General features: G+C 59.1%; 14 protein-coding genes. 5 read left to right on the forward strand and 9 right to left on the reverse strand.

Features of this window, described 5'->3' with window-relative positions:
* The first annotated feature begins 248 nt into the window (after positions 1-248).
* The 3 genes from mfd to KGB14_RS05585 are packed head-to-tail and all read left to right on the forward strand — an operon-like array spanning position 249 to position 6,981.
* Positions 249-3,698, forward strand: coding sequence for a transcription-repair coupling factor (gene mfd / locus KGB14_RS05575; protein ID WP_223484486.1), 3,450 nt, complete (start codon positions 249-251; stop codon positions 3,696-3,698).
* Positions 3,699-3,708: 10 nt separating this feature from the next.
* Positions 3,709-4,287 (forward strand): CsiV family protein, encoded by a 579-nt coding sequence (locus tag KGB14_RS05580; RefSeq protein WP_223484488.1) that lies wholly within the window; start codon positions 3,709-3,711, stop codon positions 4,285-4,287.
* Between the two features lie 3 nt (positions 4,288-4,290).
* Positions 4,291-6,981 carry a DEAD/DEAH box helicase gene (locus KGB14_RS05585; RefSeq protein ID WP_223484490.1) on the forward strand — a complete coding sequence of 897 codons (2,691 nt, stop codon included), beginning with the start codon at positions 4,291-4,293 and terminating at the stop codon, positions 6,979-6,981.
* A gap of 109 nt (positions 6,982-7,090) precedes the next feature.
* Here KGB14_RS05585 and KGB14_RS05590 read toward each other — a convergent pair whose 3' ends face one another.
* The 3 genes from KGB14_RS05590 to KGB14_RS05600 all read right to left on the reverse strand — a co-directional run bounded on the left by KGB14_RS05590 (position 7,091) and on the right by KGB14_RS05600 (position 9,717).
* Positions 7,091-7,828 (reverse strand): S-methyl-5'-thioinosine phosphorylase, encoded by a 738-nt coding sequence (locus KGB14_RS05590; protein WP_223484492.1) that lies wholly within the window; start codon positions 7,826-7,828, stop codon positions 7,091-7,093.
* Positions 7,829-7,840: 12 nt separating this feature from the next.
* Positions 7,841-8,851 carry a beta-N-acetylhexosaminidase gene (gene nagZ, locus KGB14_RS05595; RefSeq protein ID WP_223484494.1) on the reverse strand — a complete coding sequence of 337 codons (1,011 nt, stop codon included), beginning with the start codon at positions 8,849-8,851 and terminating at the stop codon, positions 7,841-7,843.
* A 158-nt stretch (positions 8,852-9,009) separates the two neighbouring features.
* The gene (locus KGB14_RS05600) at positions 9,010-9,717 is read right to left on the reverse strand and encodes a TetR/AcrR family transcriptional regulator (protein ID WP_007907768.1); all 708 of its coding nucleotides are present in this window, start codon (positions 9,715-9,717) and stop codon (positions 9,010-9,012) included.
* A gap of 230 nt (positions 9,718-9,947) precedes the next feature.
* On the opposite strand from KGB14_RS05600, the gene lexA reads away from it, so the two are divergent.
* Positions 9,948-10,556, forward strand: a complete 609-nt coding sequence (gene lexA / locus KGB14_RS05605; RefSeq protein WP_007907770.1) for a transcriptional repressor LexA — start codon at positions 9,948-9,950, stop codon at positions 10,554-10,556.
* 10 nt (positions 10,557-10,566) lie between these two features.
* A complete protein-coding gene (gene sulA, locus KGB14_RS05610; protein WP_223484496.1) occupies positions 10,567-11,040 on the forward strand; it encodes an SOS-induced cell division inhibitor SulA in 474 nt (157 codons plus the stop codon).
* Between the two features lie 94 nt (positions 11,041-11,134).
* On the opposite strand, the gene KGB14_RS05615 is transcribed toward sulA, so the two are convergent.
* The 6 genes from KGB14_RS05615 to fadB form a co-directional block, all read right to left on the reverse strand.
* A complete protein-coding gene (locus tag KGB14_RS05615; protein WP_007907774.1) occupies positions 11,135-11,368 on the reverse strand; it encodes a hypothetical protein in 234 nt (77 codons plus the stop codon).
* Positions 11,369-11,509: 141 nt separating this feature from the next.
* On the reverse strand, positions 11,510-12,034 hold the full coding sequence (locus tag KGB14_RS05620) for a DUF6586 family protein (RefSeq protein WP_223484498.1): 525 nt from the start codon (positions 12,032-12,034) through the stop codon (positions 11,510-11,512).
* Between the two features lie 139 nt (positions 12,035-12,173).
* A complete protein-coding gene (gene topA / locus KGB14_RS05625) occupies positions 12,174-14,801 on the reverse strand; it encodes a type I DNA topoisomerase (protein ID WP_223484500.1) in 2,628 nt (875 codons plus the stop codon).
* A 114-nt stretch (positions 14,802-14,915) separates the two neighbouring features.
* Positions 14,916-15,152, reverse strand: coding sequence for a DUF1653 domain-containing protein (locus KGB14_RS05630; protein WP_007907781.1), 237 nt, complete (start codon positions 15,150-15,152; stop codon positions 14,916-14,918).
* A 98-nt stretch (positions 15,153-15,250) separates the two neighbouring features.
* Positions 15,251-16,426: an acetyl-CoA C-acyltransferase FadA gene (gene fadA, locus KGB14_RS05635; RefSeq protein WP_008007076.1), complete on the reverse strand. Its 1,176-nt coding sequence runs from the start codon at positions 16,424-16,426 to the stop codon at positions 15,251-15,253.
* Between the two features lie 30 nt (positions 16,427-16,456).
* Positions 16,457-18,604, reverse strand: a complete 2,148-nt coding sequence (fadB, locus tag KGB14_RS05640) for a fatty acid oxidation complex subunit alpha FadB (protein WP_223484502.1) — start codon at positions 18,602-18,604, stop codon at positions 16,457-16,459.
* Positions 18,605-18,940 lie beyond the last annotated feature (336 nt).

Raw genomic sequence — 18,940 nt, forward strand, 5'->3', positions numbered from 1 at the left:
CGCTCCAGCCCAGTAAAACCGGGGCTTCCAGCACAGTCAATTTTTCGACGATAACGCTACCGTGTCCGTAACCCTCCGTAACACTGAGCCGTTTCGGCACTACATATTCAGTAATAAACCGCCATTTTTTGTCATAACCACTACATTTTGCCCAACCTGTGTACATAGACACAGTCTGCAACTGACAGCCGGCACCTGAGGCCGTTACAATTGTCGACTTTGTCGCAACGCTTGGAGCTCAACCTTCCGTGCCCGTTCTGCGTCTACCGCTTCTCCCTGCCGCGGCAGGTAAACAGCACTGGGGCAACCTGCCCGGTGCCGCCCTGAGCCTGGCCATCGCCGAGGCCGCCAGCGCTGCCAAGCGCTTTACCCTGCTACTGACCGCCGACAGCCAGAGTGCCGAACGGCTGGAACAGGAGCTGAGTTTCTTCGCCCCGGATTTGCCTGTTCTGCATTTCCCCGACTGGGAAACCCTGCCCTACGACCTGTTCTCGCCACACCAGGACATCATCTCCCAGCGTATCGCCAGCCTGTATCGGTTGCCGGAACTGGCTCATGGCGTTCTGGTCGTGCCGATCACCACGGCTTTGCATCGCCTGGCGCCGACCAAGTTCCTGCTCGGCAGCAGCCTGGTGCTGGACGTCGGCCAGAAGCTCGATGTCGAGCAAATGCGCAGCCGGCTTGAAGCCAGTGGCTATCGTTACGTCGATACCGTCTATGAGCACGGCGAATTCACCGTGCGCGGCTCGCTGATCGATCTGTTCCCGATGGGCAGCAAACTGCCCTTCCGCATCGACCTGTTCGATGACGAAATCGAGACCCTGCGCACCTTCGATCCGGAAAACCAGCGCTCCATCGACAAGGTGGACACCGTTCGCCTGCTGCCGGCGCGGGAATTTCCGCTGCAAAAGGACGCGGTCACCCGTTTCAAGGCGCGCTTTCGCGAGCGTTTCGACGTCGACTTCCGTCGTTGCCCGATCTTTCAAGACTTGAGCAGCGGGATTACACCGGCGGGTATCGAGTACTACTTGCCGCTGTTCTTCGACGAAACCTCCACCCTGTTCGACTATCTGCCCCAGGACACGCAAGTGTTCTCTTTACCGGGCATCGAACAGGCGGCAGAGAATTTCTGGAACGACGTGCGCAATCGTTACGAAGAACGTCGCGTCGATCCATCCCGTCCTTTATTGCCACCGTCCGAGTTGTTCTTGCCGGTGGAAGATTGCTTTGCTCGCCTGAAGAACTGGCCACGTGTAGTCGCCAGTCAACAGGACGTGGAAACCGGCGTCGGCCGCGAGCGCTTTCTCGCTCGGGAACTGCCGAACCTGGCGATCGAAGCCAAGGCCACCCAGCCATTAGCGGCGCTGGCCGGTTTCCTCGACGAATTCCCCGGTCGCGTGCTGTTTACCGCCGAGTCCGCAGGTCGTCGTGAAGTGCTGCTGGAACTGCTTGAACGCTTGAAGTTGCGGCCGAAAACCGTCGACAGCTGGCCGGACTTTGTCGGGAGCAAGGAGCGCCTGGCGATCACCATCGCACCGCTCGACGAAGGCCTGGTGCTGGACGACCCGGCCTTGGCCCTGGTAGCCGAAAGCCCGTTGTTCGGCCAGCGCGTGATGCAGCGCCGTCGTCGCGAAAAACGCACCGATGCCAATAACGATGCAGTGATCAAGAACCTCACCGAACTGCGCGAAGGCGCGCCGGTGGTGCACATCGATCATGGTGTCGGCCGCTATCTGGGGCTGACGATTCTCGAAATCGACAACCAGGCCGCCGAGTTCCTGACCCTTGAATATGCCGAGAACGCCAAGCTGTACGTCCCGGTAGCCAACCTGCACCTGATCGCCCGTTACACTGGCAGCGACGACGCCCTGGCGCCGCTGCACCGCCTCGGCTCCGAGACCTGGCAGAAAGCCAAACGCAAGGCTGCCGAACAGGTGCGCGATGTGGCCGCCGAGTTGCTCGACATTTATGCCCGTCGCGCCGCTCGCGAGGGTTATGCCTTCGCCGACCCGAAAGCCGATTACGCAACCTTCAGTGCCGGTTTCCCGTTCGAAGAAACCCCGGACCAGCAAACCACCATCGAAGCGGTGCGCGCCGACATGCTCGCGCCGAAACCGATGGATCGACTGGTCTGCGGCGACGTCGGTTTCGGCAAGACCGAAGTGGCGATGCGCGCGGCGTTCATCGCGGTGCATGGCGGCCGTCAGGTGGCGATTCTGGTGCCGACCACCCTGCTCGCCCAGCAGCACTACAACAGCTTTCGCGACCGCTTCGCCGACTGGCCCGTGACCGTGGAAGTGATGAGCCGCTTCAAATCGGCCAAGGAAGTGAACGCCGCGGTCGCGGACCTGGCCGAAGGCAAGATCGACATCGTCATCGGCACGCACAAGCTGCTGCAAGACGACGTCAAAATCAAAAACCTCGGGCTGGTGATCATCGACGAAGAGCACCGTTTCGGTGTCCGCCAGAAAGAACAGCTCAAGGCGCTGCGCAGTGAAGTCGACATTCTGACGCTGACTGCCACGCCGATTCCGCGCACGCTGAACATGGCAGTGTCGGGCATGCGCGACCTGTCGATCATCGCCACGCCGCCGGCCCGTCGTCTGTCGGTGCGCACCTTCGTCATGGAGCAGAACAAGAGCACGGTCAAAGAAGCCCTGCTGCGTGAGTTGCTGCGTGGCGGTCAGGTCTACTACTTGCACAACGATGTAAAGACCATCGAGAAATGCGCCGCCGACCTCGCCGAACTGGTGCCGGAAGCGCGGATCGGTATCGGCCACGGGCAGATGCGTGAACGCGATCTCGAACAAGTGATGAGCGACTTCTACCACAAGCGCTTCAACGTGCTGATCGCCTCGACCATCATCGAGACCGGCATCGACGTGCCGAGCGCCAACACCATCATCATCGAACGCGCCGACAAGTTCGGTCTGGCGCAGTTGCACCAGTTGCGTGGCCGGGTCGGCCGCAGCCACCACCAGGCCTATGCCTACCTGCTGACACCGCCGCGCCAGCAAATCACTCCCGACGCGGAAAAGCGCCTCGAAGCGATCGCCAATACCCAGGACCTCGGCGCGGGCTTCGTGCTCGCGACCAACGACCTGGAAATCCGTGGTGCCGGTGAACTGTTGGGCGATGGGCAGAGCGGCCAAATCCAGGCCGTCGGTTTCACGCTGTACATGGAAATGCTCGAGCGCGCGGTAAAGTCGATCCGCAAGGGCGAACAACCGAACCTCGACCAACCGCTGGGTGGCGGTCCGGAAGTCAATCTGCGTGTACCGGCACTGATTCCAGAGGACTATCTGCCAGACGTTCACGCTCGACTGATTCTCTATAAACGCATTGCCTCGGCCACCGACGAGGAAGGTCTCAAGGACCTGCAAGTGGAGATGATCGACCGTTTCGGCCTGCTGCCGGAGCCGACCAAGAATCTGGTGCGGATCACGGCGCTGAAATTGCAAGCCGAACAGCTCGGCATCAAAAAAGTCGACGGCGGCCCGCAAGGCGGTCGTATCGAGTTCGCGGCACAGACACCGGTCGACCCGCTGACACTGATCAAACTGATCCAGAGCCAGCCCAAACGCTACAAATTCGAAGGCGCGACAATGTTCAAATTCCTGGTGCCAATGGAGCGCCCGGAAGAACGCTTTAATACTGTAGAGGCGCTGTTCGAGCGCCTCATTCCGACCACTGCTTGAAGGACGCCGCATGCGCCTGTTTCGCTCACTGACCTTGTTGATGACGCTGTTGATGTCACTGCTCGCCTCGACGGCATTTGCCGATGACCTGTATCAGGTTGAAATGATTCTGGTACGGCAAAACGCTGTGCCCGCCATCGTCAGCCGCGCAGCGCCAGAAGACTGGGCTGCTGGCGCCCAACGCATCAACCCGGACAGTTTTCGCACGCCGAGCCTGAATGCTGAAGTGCAAAAGCTCACCGCCAGCAATGAATACACAGTGTTGCTGCACAAGGCCTGGCAGCAGAACCTGGGCGAAGCAGCCAGCAAAGTTGCGATCAGCGAGGGCAAGGAACAATTTGGCCAATTCCCGATCGAGGGCACGCTGAACCTGAAACTGGGGCGCTTCACCGATGTCGACGCCGACTTTTGGGTCAACCAGATTGATGCCAATGGCCTGGTCACCGCCAGCGAACGCCTGAAGCAGGAAAGCCATACCAAGAACGGCTTGCTGAACTTCCTCGATAACGGCCACCTGGGCCTGCTGATCAAGATCACTTCGCTGACCGCCCCTGCGCCTCGGCCAGTCCCCGATGAAATTCCGGACTGATTGATGCCCCCGACCCTGAGCAAACCCCTGGCAACATCCTGGGTCAGCCGATTCAAGGAACAGAGCCTGGAGCGTGGCCGCCGCTACGCGCTGGAAAATCGTGTCAGGTTTGTCGAAGTCGGCGACGCCACCATCATCGCCAGTTGCGAAGGCTCTGGCGGTAACGTTTACCGTCAGACCATTCGTCTGCGTGAGTCGGCCAAAGGCACCTTGCTGATGATCGACGCCACCTGCTCTTGCCCGGTCCGCAGCAACTGCAAACATTGCGCGGCGGTGCTGCTGCAAGTGCAGGAAACCCTCGCGTACCCGGCGGCCGCAAAAGACGCTGAGCTACTGGAAAAACTGCAAGCCGTACTGGAAAACCGTAGCCCGAAAGCGCCGCCGCAAGTGTTGGTGGACAACGTGCAACCAGTGCCGCGCCTGTGGCTGGCGAGCATCGAGTTCAGCGCCTTCGAACCGCGCAACGGCAAGATGCAGCGCTACATCCAGCATCGCGCGGCGCTGTCCTTCAGTTACCTGGACGAATACGTCAGCGGACAAAAGAACGCTGACATCCTGATTCGTCAGGAGACGCAGACGTTGCGGATAAAACGTCACCCGGAAGTCGAACAGGCCTACAGGGAACAGTTGCGAATCCTCGGCTTCAAAGTCGCCACCCGACAAAGCAAGGCCTTGCCGGAAAGTGCCGGCGAACTCTACGAGATGGTCAATGACAGCGCCTGGCTGACCTTCACCCTCAACGAATTGCCGAAGTTGCGCACCCAGGGTTGGGAGTTGCAGATCGACGAGGATTTCGGTTTCGACCTCACCCCCGTGGACGATTGGTATGCCACTGTCGAGCAGGCACCGGAGCGCGACTGGTTCGATCTGGAACTGGGGATCATCGTCAACGGCGAACGGCTCAGCCTGCTGCCGATCCTGTTGAACCTGATGCGCTCTCACACCGAGATCCTCAACCCGGAACGCCTCGCACGACGTCGCGACGACGAACTGATCCTGGTGAACATTCCGCAACGCCGCAGCACCGACCAAGGCCCGCTGCAGGTCGCCCTGCCCTTCGGCCGCTTGAAACCGGTATTGGCCACCCTCGGTGAGTTTTATCTGCAAGAGCCCGGCGAAACCACGCTGCGCCTGAGCAAGGCCGACGCCACACGACTGAATCCGCTGGAAGGCCTGCCGCTGCTCTGGGAAGGTGGCGAGCAGATCCGCACCTTGGCCCAGCGCCTGCGCGACATCAAGGACCATACCGCGGTGGCCCCCGAAGGGTTGAATGCCATTTTGCGCCCGTATCAGCTGGAAGGCCTGAGCTGGATGCAGTCGTTGCGGCAACTGGAAGTCGGCGGGATACTCGCGGACGACATGGGGCTGGGCAAAACCCTACAGACACTGGCGCACATTCTCAGCGAGAAAAACGCCGGGCGCCTCGATCGGCCGTGCATGGTGGTCATGCCCACCAGCCTGATCCCCAACTGGCTCGACGAAGCAGCGCATTTCACGCCGCAGCTCAAAGTGCTCGCGCTGTACGGTGCCAGTCGCAAAAAACATTTCGAGAACCTGGCCGATTACGACCTGATTCTGACCACCTATGCACTGCTGCCCAAGGACGTCGAACGCCTGGCTGCACAGCCGTTGCACGTACTGGTGCTGGATGAAGCGCAGTACATCAAGAACCCCAACAGCAAAGCCGCCCATGCGGCCCGCGAGCTGAATGCTCGCCAACGCCTGTGCCTGAGCGGCACGCCGCTGGAAAACCACTTGGGTGAGTTGTGGTCGCTGTTCCACTTCCTGCTGCCCGGCTGGCTCGGCGACGTGAAAAGCTTCAACCGCGATTACCGCGTACCGATTGAAAAGCGCGCCAGCGAAGTCAGGCTTCAGCACCTGAACGGTCGAATCAAACCGTTCCTGCTGCGCAGGACCAAGGAACAGGTGGCTACCGAACTGCCGCCGAAAACCGAGATCATCCATTGGGTCGAACTCAACGAAGCCCAGCGCGACGTGTACGAAACCATGCGTCTGGCCATGGACAAGAAAGTCCGCGACGAAATCACCCGCAAGGGCGTGGCGCGCAGCCAGATCATCATTCTTGAGGCACTGCTGAAGCTGCGTCAGGTGTGCTGCGATTTGCGCCTGGTCAACGATGCCGCCCTGCCCGCGCGCGGCAGCACCTCCGGCAAGCTCGATAGCCTGATGGAAATGCTGGAAGAGTTGTTCGAGGAAGGTCGGCGGATTCTGCTGTTTTCGCAGTTCACCTCAATGCTGTCACTGATCGAGGACGAGCTGAAAAAACGCGGCGTGGCGTATGCGATCCTGACCGGACAGACCCGCGACCGACGCACACCGGTGAAGGAGTTTCAGAGCGGCAAGCGTCAGATCTTTCTGATCAGCCTGAAAGCCGGCGGCGTAGGACTGAACCTCACCGAAGCGGATACGGTGATTCACTACGATCCCTGGTGGAACCCGGCGACGGAAAACCAGGCGACGGATCGTGCGTATCGCATTGGTCAGGAGAAACCGGTGTTCGTCTACAAGATGATTGCCAGGGGCACGGTGGAAGAGAAGATTCAGCATCTGCAGAAGGAAAAATCCGATCTGGCCGCCGGGGTGCTGGATGGACGCAAAACCGGGGACTGGAAGTTGCAGAGCGATGACATTGAGGCGTTGTTTGCGCCGTTGCCGGAAAAAATTGATAAGTAGCGGCGATAGGTAGATCGCCTTCGCGGGCAAGCCTCGCTCCTACAGGAAATCACTGTACCTGTGGGAGCGTGGCTTGCCCGCGATGGGGTCGGCTCGGTTTAACGATCTATCAACCCTTCAAAACCCGCGCCAACGTCGACTTCACCTTGCCCATCCCGTCACGCAATGCCTGCTCGATCTCGGCCATGGTGATCACCGCTGTCGACTTGCCCGCCGCCGGGTTCACCACCAGCGCCAGACAGGCGTAATCCAGTTCCAGCTCTCGCGCCAACGCGGCTTCCGGCATGCCGGTCATGCCAACGATGTCGCAGCCATCACGTTCCAGCCGCGCAATTTCAGCGACGGTTTCCAGACGCGGGCCCTGGGTGCAGGCGTACACGCCATGGCTACTGTAACCACCCCCTTCAGCCGCCAATGCGATGATCAACTGCTGACGCAGGGCTTCGCTGTAGGGATAGCTGAAGTCGACGTGCGTCACCTGTTCCAGGTCATCGGCGAAATAGGTGTGTTCGCGACCGCTGGTGTAGTCGATCAATTGATGCGGCACACAAAAATGTCCGGTGCCCATCGCGGCATGAATCCCGCCCACGGCATTGACTGCAAGAATCGCTTCGGCACCGGCCTGCTTCAACGCCCACAGGTTGGCGCGGTAGTTCACCTGATGCGGCGGGAAACGGTGTGGGTGCCCGTGACGCGCGAGAAACAGCACTTCCCTGCCGGCGTACTCACCGATTTGCACCTCGGCCGATGGCGCGCCGTAGGGCGTGTCCACCGCCAATGACTGACGAATGCTCAAGCCTTCGAGCTGAGTCAGGCCAGTGCCACCGATAATCGCGTAAACCGTCATGACGAAAAATCCCTAATCAATCAATTGAGCTTCTTTGAGCGCGCCAATGGCCGTCAGCCAGCGCGGGTCTTGACGGTATTCGGTGCTGGCATACGCCTGCCCACGCATCCGCGCAATACGCGCCGAAGGTTTTACCTTCAAGCGCTGGGCGGCGCTCAAGGCCAGCTCGGCAGCCGCGCGATCGTTGCACACCAAGCCCATGTCGCAACCGGCAGTCAATGCTGCTTCGATGCGACTGGCGGCATCGCCAACCACATGGGCACCCGCCATGGACAGATCGTCACTGAAGATCACGCCATCGAACTGCAGTTCGCCGCGCAGGATGCCCTGCAACCAGCGACGGGAGAAGCCGGCGGGTTGTGAATCGACTTGTGGATAAATCACGTGGGCCGGCATGACGGCGGCCAGTTGTTTGCTCAGTCGCGCAAACGGCACCAGGTCATTGGCGCGGATCTCGTCGAGGCTACGCTCATCGTTGGGAATCGCGACGTGGGAATCGGCCTCGGCCCAGCCATGACCGGGGAAATGCTTGCCTGTGGCTGCCATTCCGGCGCTGTTCATGCCGCGAATGAAAGCTCCGGCGAGCAAGGCGGCGCGCTCGGGATCGCCTTCGAACGAACGGGTGCCGACAACGGCGCTGCGCTGGTAATCCAGGTCAAGCACCGGGGCGAAGCTCAGGTCGAGACCGACCGCCAGCACTTCAGTCGCCATGATCCAGCCACATTGCTCGGCCAGGTATTCGGCATTCGGGTTGTCGGCAATGGCGCGCATGGCAGGCAGTCGCACGAAGCCCTGACGTAGCCGCTGAACCCGACCGCCCTCTTGATCGACCGCCAGCAGCAGATCAGGACGAATGGCGCGGATAGCAGCGCTCAGCTCGCGCACCTGGCGCGGGTGTTCGATATTGCGGGCAAAAATGATCAGGCCGCCCACTTCGGGCTGGCGCAACAATTGGCGATCTTCAGACGTCAGCCAAGTACCGGCGACGTCCACCATCAACGAGCCTTGCAGGCCAGCAGTCATAGAGATTCCTTGATTACGATAAACGCGGCTCGCACGAATTCGCCGCCATGGACTGTGTCCGGCAGGTCGGCGATATCAATGAGGAGCGGGTTCAGAACGAGAGTCGGCATGGGCGGCTAGCTTAGCGGATGTCAGCTGCCGCGCCCACCCGTGTGCGGTTAAACCTTGGCAGCCACCGGGGCAGACTTGCTGCGCGGGCGCAATTGTGCGGTGGCCATCGCAGTGTCGGTGACACCGGTTTCGGCACGCATACCAGCGGCCAGGAACGGCACCATCAGACGCATGACTTGCTCGATGGAGGTATTGACGCCGAAATCGGTCTCGGCAATCGCGCGCAAGGCCTTGATCCCGGACATGCTGAACGCTGCGGCACCGAGCATGAAGTGCACGCGCCAGAACAATTCGATCGGTGGAATGCGCGGAGCGGCCTCGTTGACCAGCATCATGTAGCGGCGGAACACCTTGCCGTACATGTCCTCCAGATAGCGACGCAAGTGCCCTTGGCTCTGACTGAAGGCCAGCCCCAGCAAACGCATGAAAATGGACAGGTCATTGCCGCTGCGTGGCTGCACCACCAGGGCTTGCTCGACGAGGATCTCCAGCAACTCTTCAAGGGTCGGTTTGTTTTCGGGCTTGGCCTGACGGCGCTCCAGCTCTTTATCGAGGCTGAGGCAGAACGGCCCGAGAAAACGCGAGAAGACCGCCTGAATCAGCGCCTTCTTCGACCCGAAGTGATAGTTCACCGCCGCCAGATTGACACCGGCCTTGCTGGTGATCAGACGCAATGAGGTTTCAGCGAAACCTTTTTCCGCGAACAACTGCTCGGCAGCATCGAGAATGCGTTCAACGGTTTCCGACTGGGCCATGGCTACTCCGCCTGACAAACACTTGTTTGAAACATACGTTTCAGCCCAGGCCTTGTCAAGGTCTGACGGTTCGTTTTGGGAATGGCCGGTCAGGTATTTAACCACACATCGGCGGCGCTTCAATCAGCGAGCAGAGTGACCGTCCAGCGGCCGGCAAAAAAAGGGGCATTGCCAAGACCGGTTCACTGTATATAATCCCAGTCACTGTATAAAAAGACAGAGCGATCAATATGCTAAAGCTGACGCCACGCCAAGCAGAGATTCTGGCCTTCATCAAACGTTGCCTCGAAGACAACGGCTACCCGCCTACCCGCGCGGAAATCGCTCAGGAACTGGGTTTCAAGTCGCCCAACGCGGCGGAAGAACACCTCAAGGCACTGGCCCGCAAGGGAGCGATCGAGATGACCCCGGGTGCTTCCCGCGGCATTCGTATCCCTGGTTTCGAAGCCAAGGCTGACGAGTCCAGCTTGCCGATCATCGGTCGAGTGGCGGCTGGCGCTCCGATTCTTGCTCAACAGCACATCGAAGAATCCTGCAACATCAACCCTTCGTTCTTCCATCCTCGCGCCGATTATTTGCTGCGCGTCCATGGCATGAGCATGAAGGACGTCGGCATTTTCGATGGCGACCTGCTGGCTGTCCATACCACCCGTGAAGCCCGCAACGGCCAGATCGTGGTGGCGCGGATCGGCGACGAAGTGACCGTCAAGCGCTTCAAGCGCGACGGCAGCAAGGTCTGGTTGATTGCTGAAAACCCTGAATTCGCCCCTATCGAAGTCAACCTGAAAGATCAGGAACTGGTCATCGAAGGCTTGAGTGTCGGCGTGATTCGTCGCTAAAGGAGGCTTTATGCAGTTCCCACACACCTCACAGCAAGCCCAACTGCCGTTGTTCGAGGCGTTCATGGCGCAGCCGCTGGCGCCGATCCTGAAAGACGTGGTCGAATCGCCCTGGAGCGCCGATCCCGAAGTCTTCAGTGAGCTGTCACTGCGCGGCGCGGCCGGGAACTGCCTGAATCTTCTGGCACCCATTCTCAGGGAACTGAGCCAGGATCAGGATGCACGCTGGCTGACACTGATCGCCCCGCCCGCCAGCCTGACCCAAGCCTGGTTGCGAGATGCCGGCCTGAACCGTGAGCGCATTCTGCTCCTGCAACCGCGCGGCTCACAAAGTGCTCAGCAGTTGACCTGCGAAGCCTTGCGACTTGGCCGCAGCCATACGGTCGTCAGCTGGCTTAACCCGTTGAGCACGACATCGCGGCAACAGCTAATCAGCGCCGCCCGGACAGGGGATGCGCAAAGTCTGAATATTCGATTGGGCTAACTGAAGAACACCGTGCGCACTGAACAATGCGGGGGCTTCTCCAGGGATAGAGAAGCCGATCTGTAGCGGTATCCGCAAAATCCGACGGGCGGGATCAATGAAGAACCCGAGGCCCCTCTTCCTTGTCAAATTCGCCTTCAACCAAGCGTCCTGCCATCTGAACGCCGACGCTCAACATCGCCTTGGCGACTTCCACATGCTGGCCTTGCAGGAAAACCTTGGCATCCTCGGAGAAATCCAAAGTAACCAGAGAACCCTCGTCCTCAGCCCTGCGCAGCTCGATTCGGCCGTCTGGTAACTCGACAATTTCTAGAAAGGACGTTGGCATAAAGGTCTGTTCTCCACGAAAGGCGGGGATTATATAGGCATCGGCCAAGCTTCGCTCGGGATCTTGACCAAATGCCATCACGAAAAGAAATTTCTGACATCACTCTTCCTTGACCGAACTCGCCCTTAAACACTTAATCTTTCAGCACTCGTTCAACCCTTCGCGAAACCGAATTGCCAAGCTTTTCAGGTTCTGGCGCCAGCCCTCCAGCTCTTCCCGGCTCAGCTCCTCAGGTGCCTCTTCCTCATCCAGATTAACGGCAAGAATAAGCGGCTGAGTCACATCGCCCTTGGGTTTGTGCGGAGCGCGAGGCGGCTGAAACAGTGCGGCATGGGCCGACAGCAGTTTGGCCAGCCAGGTTTCAGGGTTTTGCGCCAGTTCGACCATCTCGGCCATTTCTGGAATAGCGATGGTTTCGAGCACTTCGCGGGTCAAGAGCATCTCTGCCCGCGGCGCATTCGCCTGAGGCAAGCGATAGAAACCGGCGATTTCATGGCACAGCCCCAACAGCGCACCGTACAGGTGAAACAACGCCGATTCGCGCCCGGCCTGAATCAGCGCCAGGGAGTTCATCGCCCGCCCCTCTTCGGCTTTGGCGAGCGCTTCCAGCGACAGGCCGGCGAAATAAATCTTCTGGTTGGTACGGGTATAGAGTTCGTGGGCCATGACGGCAGCCTCCACAACGAAAATAATTGCTTCACGCAGGTCAGACAGTGTCGTGGATCACCTGAGCTTCCCGCAAGCCCAAAACAAAAGGCCGCATGAAAACCCGAGGGTTGTCATGCGGCCTTTTGTGTACAGCCTTTTACGCCTTGGCTGATGGACGCTTGTCTTCAACCGTCCACTTGCCGCCGTCGTAGTACGCCTTCCAGCCAGTCGGCTTACCGTCGACCTCAGTCTGCACGTACTGCTCTTTGGTCTTGCGACTGTAACGGATCACTGAAGGAAGGCCGTCCGGGTCTTTCTTCGGTGCTTCACAAAGGAAATGGTACTTCGGATCGATCTCATCCTTGTGCGGCACGATTTCCATCACCAGCGGAGCACGGGTCTCGCGGTTTTTCGGGAACTGGCTGGCCGCCAGGAACAGGCCGGAAGCACCGTCGCGCAGGATGTAGGTGTCGTTGACCTTTTCGCATTTGAGCTCAGGCATCTTCACCGGGTCCATCTTCGGCGGTGCCGCGTCACCGCTTTTCAGCAGCTTGCGGGTGTTCTTGCAGGTCGCGTTGGTGCAACCGAAGAACTTGCCGAAACGACCGGTCTTGAGCTGCATCTCGCTACCGCACTTATCGCATTCCAGACTCGGGCCTTCGTAGCCCTTGATGCGGTAGGTGCCCTCTTCGATTTCGTAGCCAGAGCAATCCGGGTTGTTACCGCAGATGTGCAGTTTGCGCTTCTCGTCGAGCAGGTAAGCATCCATGGCCGTGCTGCAGATCGGGCAGCGATGCTTGCCACGCAGGACCAGCGACTCGGACTCACCCTCGTCGTCCGCAGCGATTTCATCGCCAGGCACCAGGTTGACGGTGGCTTTGCAGCGCTCTTTCGGCGGAAGGCTGTAGCCCGAGCAACCAAGGAACACGCCCGTCGAGGCCGTACGAATCTGCATCGGACGACCACACACCACGCACGGAATGTCAGTCATCACTGGCTGGTTGGCGCGCATGCCGCCTTCAGCACTTTCGGCTACTTCGAGTTTTTTCTTGAAGTCGCCGTAGAACTCGTCGAGCACGTTTTTCCAGTCGCGTTCGCCCTGGGCCACGTCATCGAGGTTCTCTTCCATGCCGGCGGTGAAGCCGTAGTCCATGAGATTGGAGAAGCTCTCGGCCAGACGTTCGGTGACGATGTCGCCCATCTTTTCCGAGTAGAAACGACGGTTGTGCAGCGCCACGTAGCCGCGGTCCTGGATGGTCGAAATGATCGCGGCGTAGGTCGAAGGACGACCGATGCCGCGTTTTTCCATTTCTTTAACCAGGCTGGCTTCCGAATAACGCGCCGGTGGCTTGGTGAAGTGCTGGGTCGGATCAAGCTTGATCAGCTTCATCGCGTCGCCTTGGGCCATGTCCGGCAGCACGTCGTCATCACCAGGCTTGGCGATTTGCGGCATGACCCGAGTATAACCGTCGAACTTCAGGATGCGGCCCTTGGCGCGCAACTCGAAATCACCGGCACCGACGGTGACCGTGGTCGACAGGTATTGCGCCGGCAGCATCTGGCAGGCCAGGAACTGGCGCCAGATCAGCTCGTAAAGCCGCTCTGCGTCACGCTCCATGCCCGACAGCTTGCTTGGCTCGGTATTGGCATCAGACGGACGAATCGCTTCGTGAGCCTCTTGTGCGCCTTCCTTGCTGCTGTAAACGTTCGGGTTTTCCGGCAGGTACTTCTTGCCGAACTCGCCTTCGATATAAGTACGCGCCATCGTCACGGCATCGGCCGAGAGGTTGGTGGAGTCAGTACGCATATAGGTGATGTAGCCGGCTTCGTACAGACGCTGGGCCATCATCATGGTTTTCTTCACACCGAAGCCCAGGCGGTTACTCGCGGCCTGTTGCAGGGTGGAGGTGATGAACGGTGCCGACGGCTTGCTGCTGGTCGGTTTGTCTTCGCGCTTGACGATGCTGTAGCTGGAAGCCTTGAGCTTCTCCAGCGCGGCCATGGCCTGGGCTTCGTTGAGCGGCTTGAAGGCTTCGCCTTTCTCGCGGGCCACGTCGAAACGCACGGTCGCGCCCTTGGCGGTGCCGAGGTCGGCATGGACTTCCCAGTACTCTTCCGGGTTGAACGCGCGGATTTCGCGCTCACGCTCGACCACCAGCTTCACGGCAACCGATTGCACGCGACCGGCAGACAGGCCACGGGCGACCTTGGCCCACAGCAGCGGCGAAACCATGTAACCCACCACGCGATCGAGGAAGCGACGCGCCTGCTGGGCGTTGACACGGTCGATGTCCAGCTCGCCCGGTTTGGAGAAGGCTTCCTGGATCGCTTTCTTGGTGATTTCGTTGAACACCACACGCTTGTAGCGGCTGTCGTCACCACCGATGGCTTCGCGCAGGTGCCAGGCAATGGCTTCCCCCTCGCGGTCCAAGTCGGTTGCGAGATAGATGGTGTCAGCATCTTTGGCGAGCCGGCGCAGCTCTTCGATGACTTTTTCCTTGCCCGGGAGGATCTCGTATTTGGCTTTCCAGCCATGATCGGGATCGACACCCATGCGCGAGACCAGCTGCTTGCGCGCTTTCTCTTTCGGCGTGAGCACCGGACCTTCACCTGCGGCGGCCTTGCCGCGCTTGGCGGCAGGCTCTTTGCTGGCGCTAGCCGAACCGCTGGTGGGCAGGTCTCGGATATGGCCGATACTCGACTTCACCACGTATTGGTTACCCAGATACTTGTTGATGGTCTTGGCCTTAGCCGGGGATTCCACAATGACCAGCGATTTGCCCATGGATCAGAAAATTCCTGAATTCTAGAAGTGAAAGGCGGTTGGCGCCTGACGCGGCACCGCTATATATAGTGGCTACAAGGTGAGGTCAAGCGCAGGGTTCTGCGCGCACCCCCCTTATGGCTGCGGAAAAACGCTCGGTTCGGCTTGCACCAAAGCAAAGCGTGGCACCTGTTCGCCGTCAACCTCGACCGACTCCAGGAACATGCTCAAGGGGCGCACCCAAAAGCCGTAATCGCCATACAGGGCTTGGTAAAAGACCACTTCCTCTTCGGTTTCCGAATGCCGCGCAACAGCGAATACGCGGTACTGCGGACCTTTGTAATGTTCGTAGAGCCCAGGTTGTATCGGCATGCTTTGGCCCTCACTGAAATTTTTTCAAAATAAAAACAAAATAAATCCGGAAAAACAAAAACCGGGGCACTTGGCCCCGGCTTCCATCAACGAAACGCTTAAACGCGTTCGAAGACGGTGGAGATGCCTTGGCCGAGACCAATGCACATGGTAGCTACCCCGAAGGTGCCGCCATTCTGCTTCATCACGTTCAGCAAAGTGCCGGAGATACGGGCACCGGAGCAACCGAACGGGTGACCCAGGGCGATCGCGCCGCCGTGCAGGTTAACCTTCTCGTTCATCTTGTCGAGCACTTTCAAATCTTTCAGCACTGGCAGGGCCTGTGCGGCGAAAGCTTCGTTGAGCTCGAAGAAGTCGATATCGTTGATGCCAAGGCCCGCGCGCTTCAATGCTTTCTGCGTTGCCGGTACTGGACCATAGCCCATGATTGCCGGATCCACACCCGCCACTGCCATCGAACGAATTACCGCCATCGGCTGAATACCCAAGTCCTGGGCACGCTGCGCCGACATCACGATCATGCACGAAGCACCGTCGGTGATCTGCGACGAAGTACCGGCTGTCACGGTGCCGCCCTTCGGGTTAAACGCTGGCTTCAACGCCGCCAGGCTTTCCAGGGTGGTTTCCGGACGAATGGTTTCGTCGTAGTCGAACAGCTTCAGGAAACCGTTCTCGTCGTAGCCCTGCATCGGGATGATTTCATCCTTGAACTTGCCTTCCAGGGTCGCCTTGTGGGCAAGCTGGTGGGAGCGCACGCCGAAAGCGTCCTGTTGCTCACGAGTGATGCCGTGCATTTTGCCCAGCATTTCAGCAGTCAAGCCCATCATGCCCGAGGCTTTCGCTGCGTACAGGGACATGTGCGGGTTCGGATCGACACCGTGCATCATGCTCACGTGACCCATATGCTCGACGCCGCCAACGACGAACACGTCACCGTTACCGGTCATGATCGCTTGCGCGGCAGTGTGCAGTGCGCTCATGGACGAGCCACACAGACGGCTGACGGTCTGGCCGGCTGCGGTGTGCGGGATCTGCGTCATCAGGGACGCCATGCGGGCGATGTTCCAGCCCTGTTCCAGGGTCTGGTTTACACAGCCCCAGATCACGTCTTCGACTTCGCTCGGGTCGACCTTGACGTTGCGTTCCAGCAATTTGCTGATCAGGTGCGCCGACATGTCTTCAGCGCGGGTGTTGCGGTGCATGCCGCCCTTGGAGCGGCCCATCGGCGTACGACCGAAGTCGACAATCACGACGTCTCTAGGATTCAAGCTCATATACTTTCACTCTCGCTCTAGTGTGGGCGCTTAACCGAAGAAGCTCTGACCGTTTTTGGCCATTTCACGCAGCTTCGCGGTCGGGTGGTACAGCGCGCCCAAATCAGCGTACTGGTCAGCCAGGGCAACGAACTCTGCAACACCGATCGAATCGATGTAGCGCAGCGCACCGCCACGAAATGGAGGGAAACCAATACCGTAGACCAGGCCCATGTCGGCTTCGGCGGCGGTTTCGACGATGCCGTCTTCCAGGCAACGCACGGTTTCCAGGCACAGCGGGATCATCATCCAGTTGATGATGTCTTCGTCAGTGACTTCGCGCTGTTCGAACACGATTGGCTTGAGCACTTCCAGCACCGAAGGATCGGCGACTTTCTTCTGCTTGCCGCGCTTGTCGGTCTCGTAGGCATAGAAGCCTTTGCCATTCTTCTGGCCCAGGCGCTTGGCTTCGTAGAGCACGTCGACGGCCGAACGACGGTCGTCCTTCATGCGGTCCGGGAAGCCTTCAGCCATGACATCACGACCGTGGTGACCGGTGTCGATGCCGACCACGTCCATCAGGTACGCCGGGCCCATCGGCCAGCCGAATTTTTCCATGACCTTGTCGATACGGACGAAGTCCACACCGGCGCTGACCAGTTTGGCGAAACCACCGAAGTACGGGAACAGTACGCGGTTGACCAGGAAGCCCGGGCAGTCGTTGACGACGATCGGGTTCTTGCCCATTTTCTTGGCGTAGGCAACGGTGGTGGCAACGGCCACTTCGCTGGACTTCTCGCCACGAATCACTTCAACCAGCGGCATCATGTGCACCGGGTTGAAGAAGTGCATGCCGACAAAGTTTTCCGGACGCTTGAGGGCTTTGGCCAGCAAGGTGATGGAAATGGTCGAGGTGTTGGACGCGAGGATGGTGTCCTCTTTGACCTTGTCTTCGACTTCAGCGAGAACGGCTTGCTTGACCTTCGGGTTCTCGACAACGGCTTCGACGACCAGGTCGACGTGACCGAAATCACCGTAGGACAGGGTCGGACGAATGCCATTGAGCACTTCGGCCATCTTCGCCGGGGTCATGCGACCTTTATCAACGCGGCCCACCAGCAGTTTGGCGGCTTCGGCCAGACCTTGCTCGATGCCGTGCTCGTTGATGTCCTTCATCAGGATCGGCGTGCCTTTGGAGGCCGACTGATAAGCGATACCGCCCCCCATGATGCCGGCGCCCAATACGGCGGCCTGCTTCACGTCTTTGGCGATTTCGTCGTAGGCCTTGGCCTTTTTCTTCAATTCCTGATCGTTCAGGAACAGACCGATCAAGCTCTGCGCGGCTGAAGTCTTGGCCAGTTTGACGAAGCCATTGGCTTCGACTTCCAGCGCCTTGTCACGACCGAAGTTCGCGGCTTTCTGGATGGTCTTGATCGCTTCGACCGGCGCCGGGTAGTTCGGACCCGCTTGACCGGCCACGAAACCTTTGGCGGTTTCGAACGACATCATTTGTTCGATGGCGTTGAGCTTGAGCTTTTCGAGCTTCGGCTGACGCTTGGCCTTGTAGTCAAATTCGCCGGAGATGGCGCCCTTGAGCAGGTTCAGAGCCGCTTCCTGCAATTTTTCCGGGGCGACCACGGCGTCGACAGCACCGACTTTCAACGCGTCTTCAGCGCGGTTTTCCTTACCGGCGGCAATCCACTCGATGGCGTTGTCGGCACCGATGATGCGCGGCAAACGCACAGTACCGCCGAAGCCCGGGTAGATGCCCAGCTTGACTTCCGGCAGACCGATCTTAGCGGTGTTGGCCATGACACGGAAATCTGCCGCCAGGCACATTTCCAGACCGCCACCCAGCGCGATGCCATTGATCGCGGCGACAGTCGGGACGTTGAGGTCTTCGAAATCACTGAAAATCTTGTTGGCTTCGAGGTTACCAGCGACAAGCTCTGCATCCGGCAGCTTGAAGTTGTCGACGAATTCGGTGATGTCGGCGCCGACGATGAACACGTCCTTGCCACTGCTGACGATCACACCCTTGATCGAAGCATCTGCCTTGATGGTGTCTACGGCCTGACGCAGTTCGTTCAGGGTAAGACGGTTGAACTTGTTGACGGACTCACCCTTGAGGTCGAATTTCAATTCGACGATGCCACTTTCAAGAGCCTTAACCGTGATGGCTTTACCTTCGTAAATCATCAACTGATCTCCACGATATGGAAGCTGAACAGTACACGTCGGACGCAGGCGACTGGCTCGGCAAGGACGCTTATCGTCGATGCTAACGCCAACTCACCCGGCACACCCGCCAACGCGATAGTCGGGATTCTGTAGGAGCGATGTGTAATACAAACGCTCAATTCATACGCCCGTTTGATTTGGGTATGTCACCTTCACGGAATTTCCGGCAATTGTCAATCGCCCGAAATACTGGTTGAAACGCGACTTTCCGGTCACTTCCGTACCACGAAGCCTTGCAACATGCTCATGCATGTGGGGCCATTCATAGAATCAATAGTTAGAAAAGTCGCCCTA

This window comes from Pseudomonas sp. A-RE-19 (assembly GCF_019956555.1).
GTDB lineage: Bacteria > Pseudomonadota > Gammaproteobacteria > Pseudomonadales > Pseudomonadaceae > Aquipseudomonas.

What these genes read in the sequence shown, in the direction of transcription:
- nagZ (WP_223484494.1), bottom strand. Translation starts at nt 8,851, where the DNA reads ATGACTGCTGGCCTGCAAGGCTCGTTGATGGTGGACGTCGCCGGTACT.
- sulA (WP_223484496.1), top strand. Translation starts at nt 10,567, where the DNA reads ATGCAGTTCCCACACACCTCACAGCAAGCCCAACTGCCGTTGTTCGAG.
- KGB14_RS05620 (WP_223484498.1), bottom strand. Translation starts at nt 12,034, where the DNA reads ATGGCCCACGAACTCTATACCCGTACCAACCAGAAGATTTATTTCGCC.
- KGB14_RS05590 (WP_223484492.1), bottom strand. Translation starts at nt 7,828, where the DNA reads ATGACGGTTTACGCGATTATCGGTGGCACTGGCCTGACTCAGCTCGAA.
- KGB14_RS05600 (WP_007907768.1), bottom strand. Translation starts at nt 9,717, where the DNA reads ATGGCCCAGTCGGAAACCGTTGAACGCATTCTCGATGCTGCCGAGCAG.
- lexA (WP_007907770.1), top strand. Translation starts at nt 9,948, where the DNA reads ATGCTAAAGCTGACGCCACGCCAAGCAGAGATTCTGGCCTTCATCAAA.
- KGB14_RS05585 (WP_223484490.1), top strand. Translation starts at nt 4,291, where the DNA reads ATGCCCCCGACCCTGAGCAAACCCCTGGCAACATCCTGGGTCAGCCGA.
- fadA (WP_008007076.1), bottom strand. Translation starts at nt 16,426, where the DNA reads ATGAGCTTGAATCCTAGAGACGTCGTGATTGTCGACTTCGGTCGTACG.
- topA (WP_223484500.1), bottom strand. Translation starts at nt 14,801, where the DNA reads ATGGGCAAATCGCTGGTCATTGTGGAATCCCCGGCTAAGGCCAAGACC.
- KGB14_RS05615 (WP_007907774.1), bottom strand. Translation starts at nt 11,368, where the DNA reads ATGCCAACGTCCTTTCTAGAAATTGTCGAGTTACCAGACGGCCGAATC.
- KGB14_RS05630 (WP_007907781.1), bottom strand. Translation starts at nt 15,152, where the DNA reads ATGCCGATACAACCTGGGCTCTACGAACATTACAAAGGTCCGCAGTAC.
- KGB14_RS05580 (WP_223484488.1), top strand. Translation starts at nt 3,709, where the DNA reads ATGCGCCTGTTTCGCTCACTGACCTTGTTGATGACGCTGTTGATGTCA.
- fadB (WP_223484502.1), bottom strand. Translation starts at nt 18,604, where the DNA reads ATGATTTACGAAGGTAAAGCCATCACGGTTAAGGCTCTTGAAAGTGGC.